Origin of the sequence: Pseudomonas sp., assembly GCF_026224925.1 — a bacterium.
In the GTDB taxonomy this organism is placed as follows: Bacteria; Pseudomonadota; Gammaproteobacteria; order Pseudomonadales; family Pseudomonadaceae; genus Aquipseudomonas.
The window spans coordinates 1-11,238 of the sequence record NZ_JAMFRV010000492.1; the positions used below are offsets into that span (position 1 = coordinate 1).

General features: G+C 57.7%; 10 protein-coding genes and 1 pseudogene. All 11 read right to left on the reverse strand.

The genetic code is table 11. The features are described from left to right. Positions 1–1,089, reverse strand: a pseudogene (locus M0974_RS21025) (hypothetical protein); the annotation flags it as partial. Further along, positions 1,089–3,410, reverse strand: a complete 2,322-nt coding sequence (locus M0974_RS21030; RefSeq protein WP_297841190.1) for a hypothetical protein — start codon at positions 3,408–3,410, stop codon at positions 1,089–1,091. The pseudogene M0974_RS21025 and the gene M0974_RS21030, both read right to left, overlap by 1 nt. Before the next feature lie 67 nt (positions 3,411–3,477). Then, positions 3,478–3,729, reverse strand: a complete 252-nt coding sequence (locus M0974_RS21035; protein ID WP_297841192.1) for a hypothetical protein — start codon at positions 3,727–3,729, stop codon at positions 3,478–3,480. Positions 3,730–4,016: 287 nt separating this feature from the next. Continuing rightward, on the reverse strand, positions 4,017–4,388 hold the full coding sequence (locus M0974_RS21040; protein WP_297841194.1) for a hypothetical protein: 372 nt from the start codon (positions 4,386–4,388) through the stop codon (positions 4,017–4,019). Further along, positions 4,385–5,506 carry a hypothetical protein gene (locus M0974_RS21045; protein ID WP_297841196.1) on the reverse strand — a complete coding sequence of 374 codons (1,122 nt, stop codon included), beginning with the start codon at positions 5,504–5,506 and terminating at the stop codon, positions 4,385–4,387. The genes M0974_RS21040 and M0974_RS21045 overlap by 4 nt, the downstream gene beginning before the upstream one ends. An 83-nt stretch (positions 5,507–5,589) precedes the next feature. Then, on the reverse strand, positions 5,590–6,135 hold the full coding sequence (locus tag M0974_RS21050; protein ID WP_297841198.1) for a hypothetical protein: 546 nt from the start codon (positions 6,133–6,135) through the stop codon (positions 5,590–5,592). Positions 6,136–6,429: 294 nt separating this feature from the next. Then, positions 6,430–7,377: a hypothetical protein gene (locus tag M0974_RS21055; RefSeq protein WP_297841201.1), complete on the reverse strand. Its 948-nt coding sequence runs from the start codon at positions 7,375–7,377 to the stop codon at positions 6,430–6,432. Between the two features lie 2 nt (positions 7,378–7,379). Beyond that, on the reverse strand, positions 7,380–7,976 hold the full coding sequence (locus M0974_RS21060) for a hypothetical protein (RefSeq protein WP_297841204.1): 597 nt from the start codon (positions 7,974–7,976) through the stop codon (positions 7,380–7,382). A 133-nt stretch (positions 7,977–8,109) separates the two neighbouring features. After that, positions 8,110–8,415: a hypothetical protein gene (locus tag M0974_RS21065; protein WP_297841206.1), complete on the reverse strand. Its 306-nt coding sequence runs from the start codon at positions 8,413–8,415 to the stop codon at positions 8,110–8,112. A 336-nt stretch (positions 8,416–8,751) separates the two neighbouring features. Continuing rightward, on the reverse strand, positions 8,752–10,551 hold the full coding sequence (locus tag M0974_RS21070) for a DUF927 domain-containing protein (protein ID WP_297841209.1): 1,800 nt from the start codon (positions 10,549–10,551) through the stop codon (positions 8,752–8,754). Continuing rightward, on the reverse strand, positions 10,538–11,238 hold a 701-nt coding region (locus M0974_RS21075; RefSeq protein ID WP_297841212.1), incomplete at its 5' end, for a toprim domain-containing protein. The genes M0974_RS21075 and M0974_RS21070, both read right to left, overlap by 14 nt.

The window sequence follows — 11,238 nt, forward strand, 5'->3', positions numbered from 1 at the left end:
ACTGCGGTTTCCGGCGAGCTGGGCAGTCAGTGGGCTGCTAACTTGAGCAGCCAAAGCACCTTGTAGGCTGCGAACTTCTGGATTGCTGGTAATTTCGCCCGGCGTCGGGTTGTGGATACCTAGCCGCGCCATTGCGTCTACAACATCCTGTTGCGGTGCAATGTAGTCAGCCAGATCGGCAATCGCCACGTCCTGCTTTTTGGCGGGGGCGTTAACGGTGTCATATACGTGCTGCTTGGCGTTTTTGCTTGAATCTAGCGCGCCAGCAATAGGCCCGGTTGGCTGGGCATCAACTATCGGATTTGGTGCGCCGCCCTGACTCGCTGCCTGAATATCGTCCTCAGCACCCTGTGTCGCCGAGGCGCCAGCATTCTGGCCGGGGAGGAATCGCTGCGGAACGATCTTGCGCGCAACTGCGCCAACGCCTGAAATTACTGCCGGGGCAGCGGCACCCACAGCCCCGCCTACCAGTGCGCCAACACCAGCACCAGGCAGACGATCCGTCACGTCGCCTTCCGCAGAGCCGAACCCGTAAGCGGCCCCTTGAGTAGCGCCGATTCCCGCACTTTTAATCGTAGCCCTGCCGAGGGTTGATTTTCCGACGGCAAGTGCGGCCGACTCTGGAAGCGAGGTGCCGAAGGTGGCCACCGCCGGAGCGATTGCCCCAACTACGCCGCCAATGGCGGACGCTATCGGATGCTGCTCCTGTCCGGTCTTCAATTGCTCTCTTTGGTTTGCCACGTTTTCATCGTAACGCTGACGCCAGGTATCAGCAGACGAACCGTTTTCGGGGATGGGTATTACTGGTTGAACGGCGGCATCAAGTCCAGCCAGAATTTCGTCCTGAAGACCAAATGTCAGACCGTCACCAGTGCTGCGGATGGCAGCAGTGCCCACCCCTACATTACCCTTACTGTCACTGAAGACCCCGCCGTTTGCTGGCTGATCCGGCGTGGCGTTTTGGGTCGGAGCAGGCTGATTTATCAGGGGAGCCGATTCCCATGCAGAGCGAGCAGCGGGAGCTGGAGAAGTGCCGGGCGAAGTGCTGGCCGCCGGATCGATCAGAGGTGCGTTTTCCCAAGCGGCCATTATGGTTTCCTCCGATGGTTGCCCTTGGGATCGATAAACTGCGCTCCAGACGGCAGATTGTTGAAGTCGTCGTCATTCTGAATTTGTGGGATTACTGAGGGTTGCGCGGCGGAACCTTGAGTTGCTTGCGGCGGAGGAGTGCTAGCGGTAGCGCCGCGCTGTTGGGTCTGGGCAGACTGAGACGCTTGCGGCGGCGCGCCAAGTATGTCGTCGACATTTAGCGGCCCCACACCCTGATTTTTGCGACGGCTGTTGATCATTCCCAACCGGACTTGAGCAGCCTTGTTGTTCATTACTTGAATCTCTCCTAGACGCTGCTTCACAACCTTCGGGTCGTTAACATTGGAAAGCAATTCGGCCCAAGCCCGCTGAGCATCTCCCTCAGTCTGCGGGCCTTTGTTCAGGCGAAGGCTGTCGTTGCGGATCTTTTCCAGTGATGACATGAACGAGGCGTAGTTCGCGCTTTCTGGAGTACTTATTCCAGCGCTATTTCTCGCGGCGTTTTTCCTGTTCTCAACTGGGCCAAGCACAAGGCTGCCGTTATCGATCTGACCGAGGATGTTGCCCATCTGAGTGTTGATGCTCTGAACATTGCTCACCGCATCAATGTCACCGTCTTCAAGTTTTTGAAGACCTACCGGCAGATTTCCAGCCTTGTTGGCAGTGCGAAGCTTGGCGGCGGCGGAAGCATTTTTTTCGTCGATAGTTGCCACTTTTAGTTGGCGATCAATCCCCTTCGTACCAGTAGGATCTACCAAGGTCTGGAGTTGCTGGTGCTGCTCTGGTGTGGCATTCGGCGCGGTAGCTGCAACGTAAGCATCTTCCAGTCGCTGCCCCTGGCGTAATTGCTGGTTTACGGCTTGGCCAGACTGCTGCTTATCGACCAACCCTTGTGCCACACCGACGTTCTTGTCAGCGTTATCACGCATCGCTGAGTACGCATCATCGGTCTTCTTTTCGGACGCTGTTAGCCGATGGCTGGTGTCATGGACGACGTTTGTATGGTCAGCCTGCCATTTCTCACCTTGGGCCTGCTCAAGCCGGTCCTGGCTTTTGTAGCTATCGCGCAGGTCCTGCGCCTTCTGGAATCTCCCCATGGACAGGGCGGCGTCACCGGCCTCTGCCTGGCTGAATGTGCCAACTCCATCGCCGAGATTTGCAGCCGAGCCAAGAGATGCAAGGCTGGCGCCGGGCTTGGCAGTTGGCGGAGCTGGATTGTTGATGATGTCTCCAAGATTCTGCGCGGCAGCTTGATCGGTGGGAGCATTAGAGAAACTGGCTTCACCGTTAGGGCCGGTCTTCGCGACGATCTGGCCTCCCTTCCGAACGGTGCCGTTGGCATCAGTACTCGCGCCAGTAGGCTGGTATTGATCTGGAGTAACCGGCCCCTGAGCTGGAGTCGCGGGCGCTGCCGGCGTAGTAGCCGCTGGAGTAACCGTCGACGTTGCCGCTGCCGGAGGCTTTTGCCCTGAAGTAAGCAAATCTAGCCCTGTAGGCGAGGCCGGTGCGTTAGGGGGATTCGCGGCCGCTGGAGGCGCAGCGGCAATGATCGGGGCGACAGCCTTGTCAGCAAATTGCGACAACGCAGTTTGCCCGGTGGATTGCGATTTCCATGCTGCGATTTGCTGCTGCTTAATAAGCGGGTCTGTACTAAATACGCCAGATGCCGGTACTGCTGGAGGCGATGCGGCACTGGTCGAGGCTGGCTGTGACGCGCCAGGCTGCGGCGTAGGCGGGACGGGGTAAGCATTCGCCAGGTTAGATGGCCCGGATTGCTGCGCCGCTGAAACAGGATCAAACGTGGTCAGATCGATGTTGCCAAGGTTGTTTGGCTGCGAGGTGGGCGTTGCTGGCTGGATAGCAGTGGCGGGCTGCGGTGCTGGCGACGACGGAAACGCATTCGCCAAGTTGCTGGGGGCAGCAGACTGTGCGGCCGCAACAGGATCAAGCGGCGCTAGATTGATATTTCCGAGGTTGTTCGGTTGCGACTGGGGCGCCTGTTGCGCTGGCGGCGTAACGGGCTGATCTGCCGAAAATCCAGGAAGCGCATCTGTCAGCTTGGCGGGCTGTTGTGCCGCAGACACCGGGTCTAGCGGCGTCAGGTCAATGTTCCCGAGGTTATTCGGCTGGCTCGCTGGCAATTGCTGCTGAGCACGGCCGATTGGGCCGGCAGGCGGAGCCAATTGCTCTAGCGACTGCTGCCCGGGAGGCGGCGCCAAATACTTCGCAGGCGTGTTGGTCGCGTCAAAGCTGGTTTGCTTGCGCGGGCCGAGTGTCGCATAGGTGTCGGCGGTATCGCCGTTGATGTCGCCAATTGCCATTTTATCGATGCTCCGGAGTGCTGGGTTGATTGCTTAGCCACAGTTATAGAGTTTGTGACTAAGATTTTTATGCAACCAAAGAAATACCTTCCGGCTCACATATTTTCCCGCACGTACCGCAACGGTAATTGGGCTTTCTGCCTTGCTGCTGGGGCTTAAATGCCTTATCCCAGTCCAGCCCTCGATACCTGCGCATCTTCACGGTTGTCCATTTCACGCCATGAATCGCGGCCCACTCCTGCGCCGGCCTTGCCTGGCCACCAATTGAAATCAGCATCGATGCCGCGCACACGCTATTCAGTCTGCTGTTGCTGCTCATGACCTTGCCCCATCAGTTATTTGATGTTGCTGGTATATGTGACTGGCTTGAGAGGGGAAGCTTTTGCTTGGGGTTTTAGAAGTGCGGAGGGCAGGTGGTACGAATGTCCGGCAGTTCGTACCGTTCGTACCAATGTCTGGTGTGATTAGGTTGTTGGCCTTGGTTTTGAAGCTCTGGCGCAAGTAGGGGGCGGCGGTGGCGCCAACATGGCGACTTACTCCGTGAGGGCGAGCGTAGCCGAGCAAATCGCGGGCAATAAAAAGCCCGGTGGTTGGCCGGGCTGTGAGCTATGGCTTATAGAGCCAATCGCGGGCTTCTGCATTAGCCCGGAGAATCTTTGCTTTCTTCTCGATTTCTTTCTTTTCATAATCACTGAAATCAATCAGCACATGCTCGGGGAACTCTTCCGGGTCGGCGACGGCAGGCAGTCCGAGGGCCTCGCATTCTGCTGTCGTGATCGAAACTACGCCTGCCGATCGGCAATCAGCCATGGCCGTGAAGTGAGCGTACGATGCCTCGGCCGTGATCAGGTCGCCGTCATATGAAGAGAGCTTTTTATCATCCTTTGGCGTTGGACGAAAAACCTGTGAGGTAATCTTTCCATCTTGCACAAAGCTCGGGTGAACATGACGCAGCAGCTGAGTTTGATCATCCATCATACTTCACCCTTTGCTGCTTTAGAGATAAAACCGAGCAATGTATCAATGCCAGCCTGATCCTTTAGATCAAGTACATCGTAGGTATCGCCACCTGTTTCCAGATTCAGCACATGAAGCTCAGCGCTATCCATACCTGGGGAGATTTCAAGGCTAGCGTCCTGAAGCCCTAGCCTCCATTCAAATTGAAAGCCTCCCTCAGCAGTAGGGTAGATAAATGGTGATGGAAGGGTGTCGGGGTAAGATTCTCGGAAAAAAAGAACCAGCCATTCGAAATCCGCAGGCCGGGGAGCCACACCAAGACCATCGAGCCATCCATCGCGGAGTAGTCGAAGCTCATCAAGGCGTGCCGATGGATCGTTTGGCTCTAGGATTGCTGCGTCCTCTATCATATCTAGAGAGTGTAGCCGCTCGTACCTGTCAAATCGACCGACACCAGATACTGATAGACGAACGCCGTCACGGAAGCCCCGAGTAGCCTCCAGGATAGTATCGAGGTGGATTGCATCCATTTTGGCTGTAATTTTCTTTCCGTCAGCCATCTGGAGCTCAAAGCTCATTTTTGCCTGATCAATCTCCGGGACAAGGCCTCGTACTGTAATTTCATCTGTAAGTACCTGGTTTTGAGAGGCTAGCAGGAGTCTACGCCGCGTGAGCTTAGAGAGCCGGGCAGGGCGGTCAGTGCCCGGGCGAAATTCTAATATCTCACCGTCACGAAGCCCTCGACCAAACCGATCAAAGTACCCGAGAAGCGCGGCCGGAATATGATCTGTGATTGGCTGCCCATGCTCTGCGGCATCGATAGCGTTACCGATCGCAACTATCGCCTGAAAGAAATAATCTTCGTTCGCGGCTGCAAAAAGGTCAGCAGATGGGTCGTTATACTCAATTACGATACTGGGCTTCGCGCTACCCTCAACTACCGCAGCAAGATGAATGGCTAGATGGTCGGTGAATCCCTTAGGAGTTCGTACGCGGCCATGCCGCTCGACAAATTTCCATTTTGCTACCGCCACAACAAACTCTTCCAGAGCGGCTAGATCCTTGAGAATTTCGAGCGGAATTGTATGGTCGTCAAACCGATGACCTACGAGCCTAGGCTCGATAAATGGCTTTTTCACGGAATATCCCTTTCTCAGTTTCCATCGTCGTCGCCGGGAGTTGATTTCTCGCCGGATTACCCTACAAATCCCCGTCCCGCCCTCTATTCAGCCATGATTGCCCGGTACTGCCGCTGGTATTCCTCGTACGGCAGGTTCTTCTGCATGAGCTGTTGCACCTGGGCGTCTTTGTAAGATTGTTCGGTCAGCGGCGCAGCCGGAGCAGACGCGTGCAGAGTCGCAGGCGGCGCCAGCTCTACAGCCGCTGAGTTCACGTTGTCGACGAGGCTGAAGCGCTCGACACGATTGTCTTGGCTAAAAAGGACGGCGAGGTTTTGCTGTTTGATGTTGGTCGCAAATGGCCCGACATGGACGTATGCCCAAATCATGGAAAGCTTACCCTCAACCCCATACGATTGGGCTATGGGGGTGCCGAACATTTGGATCATTTGGTCTTTCGTTGTGGCGCCCGGAACGATCCGACTTAATGTCTGCGCATCCATGCGCTGCCCGCTACTCGCGCAGCCGGCCAATGTAATCACTAGCAACAAAACCATGATAGAGCGCATGAAATATCCTTGGCTGACTCTGGGAAATCCCTGTCGCGCTGGATAGTACTGGCCCATCGTGTAATACGCGAGCATGACCATGAGCGGTCTTCCGAGTCAGACCGTTTGATCTGAATCGGATGATTTGGTCTGTCTGGCCTAGATGCGCTGGGCGTTCGGAGTAATTTGGAGAGGCGACTCCGCAGCATTGCAGAGCCAGAAACCACCTCGCTGCTGCGGCGTAGCTACGTTCGCTTGGTCACTGCCCGTCGTCACGCGCTACGTTCTTTTAGTTCCGCTTTTGTAGCGCGGAAACTGCCGAAATCGCGGTAGTTTTTTCATCAGCGGATCACTTTAAGCGGCGGAGGGCTTCGGGCCGAATGCCTTACCACGTGCTCACCCAATCAGATTTTCTATGATGCGATTTGCGTCCTCCGTGTCGCGCCGATCACTGCTGACCAGATAGCGCAGAACGGCCTTGGCCTCGTCTTTATGTCGCGGCCGGATCTCAGCGAGTAATCCGAACACGAAATGTTCACGGGCGTTGGCTTCCTGTGAGCCCTCGGCGTCTATGGAGCTGTCGCAGAACGCGCACCGCAGTCGGTACAACTTGCGCCAGTAATCAAGTTCGTACAGGCAATCAGCCAATGTACGCGGCATCAGATCGGGGCGCCCCTTGAAGCGGACAGCCATGTCAGCCTCGTCGATTGATCCGTATTGCCCAATCTTGGCTCCGTCCAAGACTTCAGCACAAAACACCTCGGCGTCAGTATCGAACAGAGCGCGATCACCGAAGCGCGCACGGCCTTCGCCACGGGCATGGTGGTCGGCAATGGCGGATCGGGCTAACCCTTCCAGATTGGCAAAGCCTATGGTCTTAAACACCACCGTCCAGTTGCCAGGGTCGGCATCAGACAGCAGGTGGCTATACCGCTTCTCAAGTTCGTCGAGCGGGGTTTTGATGCGCTTGGCCGCAGCTAGGGCGGTCTCGATATGCGCGGCGTTTCCGGTCTTGATGATCGAGCGCAGCCACAGCACGGCGTCCACCTCCTTATCACCCGTGACGACTTCCTGTGGCGGCAACTCAAGGACGCTGGGCAGGGTTTCGCCACTTAGCTTGATCGGCGGCAAGGTGAACAGAGCACGGTGCCGGTCGTTATCCCGGAATGCCCCCGAGCGTGAAACTAGCGTCTTCACTGTTCCCAGCGGCAAGCCTGTCGCCTCGGCTACCTCGCGCAGTGAATGACGGCGGCGGAGCTCCAACACAAGTCGGCGCTGCTCATCTGAAACCCGCTGTTTCGTTTTCAAGGCTGAATCTCGCTGTTTCATATCTGGCGTGGTCATGGCTACACCAAGCTCAGTTTGGGAGGCAGCTTTGGACCGAGCGGCGCACCAGGTGCGAACATATCGGGTAGCTGGTCAGGGCATTCCTTGATGAAGCCTGTCACGGTGGCAAGGCACGCTCTGAACAGTGGCGCGTCGTTCCATTCTTGCCCGCGGCGTTCCGCGCTGTCCTCCAGTACATGGATGAACACAAGGTCTTCCAAGCTGCTGGCGCCTTCCTTTCTGGCCTCCTCGCGGTCCTTGGTGTTGACGTTCAGCAGGTCGCACAGCCGGTCGAAGCCCAAGGCTTCGGCCAACCCTTCACGGTCCAGCAGCAGTGAATCTCCAAACCCAGCCAATACACGGCGCGCACCGCTGCGTTCATCTTCTCGGTGCTCCTGTGCTTGCTGCTCCAGTGCCGTAATTGCCTGCTGCGTGAATGGCAGGAACAGCTTTAGCTTGGTCGCTTCACGCCTTATAGAGCGGCGCTCCGCGTGGATCGAATCGATCTGCTGTGCAACGCGGCGGCAGATTCTCCGGGTGGTGATGATTCGCGTGGACGGGCTTGTGTCGGGCTTGAGGGCGATGTTGCACAGGGAAATGATGAGGCTCGGCGTCATGGGTGCGACTCCATAAAGTGGTGTAGGCAAGGCGCAGAAGTTCGCCCGAATGCCGAAACTGAAACAGCGTGATTTGCTGTTACAGCGACTGTTACAGCCCGTTTTGTTTCGGGGGCGCCCGTTCTGGCATGGGTCATAGATGCGCCTCCATGGGCGTGCCGTCATACAGGGCGCGCAGGTCGGCTCCAGCTTGGCACTGGCGGCTTGTGGGTGCGTAACAGGACCGGCACACCAATATGTGAGCTAGGTATCGGTCACGGGCATTACGCCATTCAGGTGTCGCATGGGCGGCGGTGGTGTAGGTACGCGGCGGCAAGTAGACGGGACGCTCGACGGACACCAGACGTGGACGATCCGTGGTGCGATTCATCGCGGTCGGTTTGTCAGCACCAGCGATGGTCGGTGGCATGTGATCGAGCAGACCGGAAAGGAGGCTCATTGCGTCACCTCGACTGGATTGCCATAGATGCAAAATGTGACTGTGAAAAAAAATCGGGGGAACGGGGGAACAGTGGGAACAACCAATGTTTCCGGGCGGTTGGATGGGGGTTTCTGTTCCCCACCTTTTTTTCGGGGGAACAGTGATAACCAAATACTCGGAAAAGCTGACGCGCTTATATTCAAAAACATGTTTGTGTTCCCCCTGTTCCCCATACATCTAATAAGGGGGAACAGCTACAGGCCCCGGCTTTAAAGGCCGTTCCCCCGTTCCCCCTGTTCCCCACAAAACTAGGTTCCTGTGAAGTCGGGCATTGATGTTTTGGCGTAGTAGAGGTCATACGCTGCCCCCTTCGCCGTCTATGGCCTCGGAGTCGATCACGTAGAGTCGGGGTGAACCACCACCCGGAATGCGGTACTTCTTGGTTTTGCGGCTGTCCCGATCGGTGTCGCGCTTTGCCAAGGCTCCCGCACCTTCCAGCGCTTTGACTACACGGCTCAGACCGTAACCTGACGCAGCCTCAGTCAATGCCGACTTATTGAAGAGGTACAGCCGCTTGGTGCCGACCAGTTCCCAGTAGCCCGCGCGGTTGAATACCTTGGCGTCGACAGTCTGGTCATCCACGTTGGAGAATCGGCTACTGCCGTGCTTGTCGATGAAATCAACAATGCCGGCGAGTATCTGGCGGTCCTCGGCATTGCCGCTGCCTACCCGGTCCAACCACTCGCTATACAGCAACTGACAGTCAGCGAGGGCGCTACCCTGCGTCCAAGGCAACAGGCCGTAGGTGATAGCCATTTCCGCAGCCAAGGCAATGACTGCGAATCGGTCCGCTACCCGTCCGGCCTGGGCGTTGTCCTCGGTGAACTTGGCGCGGACATCGGCGAAGTCTTTCAGCAGGCCGGGGCGATCATTGCTAGCGAGCAGCTTTTCCACAAATGCTGGCCCGATATGCCCGTGGTGCGCGCCGACAGCAACGGTCAGCAGGCGGTGGAAGTCGGCACCCGCCAACCCATGCAACTTGTCGAAGGCCCGTTCAGCGCGGGTGCCAGCATTAACGTCGACCATGCGCAACTCAGCACCAGCGTGAGCAGAGTTTCCGCCAATGGCCGCGTGTTCCGACAATGAGCGTTCGCCGCTGGAAAGGGTAAGTAAGCGCCAGCTCAACTTAGCCCGACCTTCACGCTCGCGAGTCATGGTGCCTTTACCTTGGCCATTGGCGAGGGAGTAGGCCATTTCTTGTACCCGTTTTGGGTCGGCGCGCTTGATTTCATCTAGGGGCAACATGGTGTCGTTGCGGCCGGATGCTTCAATCTCCAGACCGCCTTTCGTCATGTCCCAACTGGCGGCAAAGATGCCAGGGTCTCCCCAGATTGATGAGGCGATCAATTGCGCGAGAGACTTACCGCTCGAGCTGTCGCCCACCAAATGAACACCACCACCGAGGACGCCAACCAGGCTCAGCAGCGGGCCAGCCAGCGCGCAGCCAATCGCCAACGTCAGAACAGGGTTGCCCTCACACTTAGCCGCGACCTCGATCTTCCAGCCCTCAAGATCGCCGCGCAAGCTGAACAGGTTTTGTCCTTTGCCGCTGGCCTGATAACGCACCTTGTCGCTACCGATGGTGCGGCCCGGCAGTACAAAAGCGCCAGACTCATGCCAGCCCGGGCGGCAAGTGGTGGCAAACACTTGGTCGGGGCGCTGGTCGAGTAGGTACTCCATGAACTGGCCGCGCTTCTTGAGCGCGATGATTACGCCCATGCCGAACAACTGGCGCCTGGCGTCTTCACCGCTACCACCGAACACCTCCATGGGAATAATCCATTCCTTGGTACCGCTCTCGGTTGCCAAGCGAAGGAATCGGCCCTCGCTACCGTCTTCGCTGTTGGTGGTGCGTGCCGCTACGGTCACGGGGGTGGCAATCCATTCATCAATGATCGGGCGGTCTGTCTTGTCCTCGTCTGTTTCATCGTCCGCGCCGCTACGTTTGAATCCGTGCCAGTACACACCGGGCCGCAGCCTGCGGGATTTTTCGTTCGTCACCCAGTTCTCATACACGCCCCAGCAAGGGCGATCCGGTACGACCATGGGTGCGTCTGGGCGAAGGCTCACTACTTTGTTTTCAGGCGATGCCATGGGCTTTGCTCCATATGGCCAAATCATTGAAGTCGCTGAGGGTGTCCGGCACGTCGGCGGGCCACTCCGGGAAGGTGACCAGGCAGCCAGCAAGTGCGGCAGCAGCATTGGCGGCAGTGCGTCCAGGATTGCCCTCGGTTGTTCGGTCATCGTCGCCAGCGATGATGATTTCCTGATTCGGGTACCGGGCACGAAGCGCCAGCGCCACCGGCTTGAGGTTCCCCGAATTCATCGCGACGGCGACGGTATATCCACCGTCCTGATGAAGCGTGGCGCCGGTCGCCCAGCCCTCGCAGATGCAAAGCGGACGATCTGGCGTGATGGTTCCGAGCGTGGAATAGCTGGCGCTGACCTTACCGCCAGCAAGGAAGCGCTTACCGCCATCCGGACCGATACGCTGCAGATTGACCAGTTGGCCGTTGGCGTAGAGCGGCACCAGCAATTCATTGTCACGCTGGCGCAGGCCGTGGCCACGCACCTGCTTGGCGACCAAGTACGCATGATCAGGATCGGCGTGGCGGGCATGACTCCACCAGCGGTTGGCCCATTCGGCGGCGTTCTTCTGGCGCTGCTGGCGTTCGATTTCACGCTGGCGTCGCGCCTGCTCGATGCGTTCGCGCACTTGCTCGGCCTCGCGGGCGTCGACTGGCTCACGGCTACACCAGGTCATGGCGCCACCGGTTTTCC

What these genes read in the sequence shown, in the direction of transcription:
- M0974_RS21065 (WP_297841206.1), bottom strand. Translation starts at nt 8,415, where the DNA reads ATGAGCCTCCTTTCCGGTCTGCTCGATCACATGCCACCGACCATCGCT.
- M0974_RS21040 (WP_297841194.1), bottom strand. Translation starts at nt 4,388, where the DNA reads ATGATGGATGATCAAACTCAGCTGCTGCGTCATGTTCACCCGAGCTTT.
- M0974_RS21070 (WP_297841209.1), bottom strand. Translation starts at nt 10,551, where the DNA reads ATGGCATCGCCTGAAAACAAAGTAGTGAGCCTTCGCCCAGACGCACCC.
- M0974_RS21035 (WP_297841192.1), bottom strand. Translation starts at nt 3,729, where the DNA reads ATGAGCAGCAACAGCAGACTGAATAGCGTGTGCGCGGCATCGATGCTG.
- M0974_RS21030 (WP_297841190.1), bottom strand. Translation starts at nt 3,410, where the DNA reads ATGGCAATTGGCGACATCAACGGCGATACCGCCGACACCTATGCGACA.
- M0974_RS21055 (WP_297841201.1), bottom strand. Translation starts at nt 7,377, where the DNA reads ATGACCACGCCAGATATGAAACAGCGAGATTCAGCCTTGAAAACGAAA.
- M0974_RS21050 (WP_297841198.1), bottom strand. Translation starts at nt 6,135, where the DNA reads ATGGTCATGCTCGCGTATTACACGATGGGCCAGTACTATCCAGCGCGA.
- M0974_RS21060 (WP_297841204.1), bottom strand. Translation starts at nt 7,976, where the DNA reads ATGACGCCGAGCCTCATCATTTCCCTGTGCAACATCGCCCTCAAGCCC.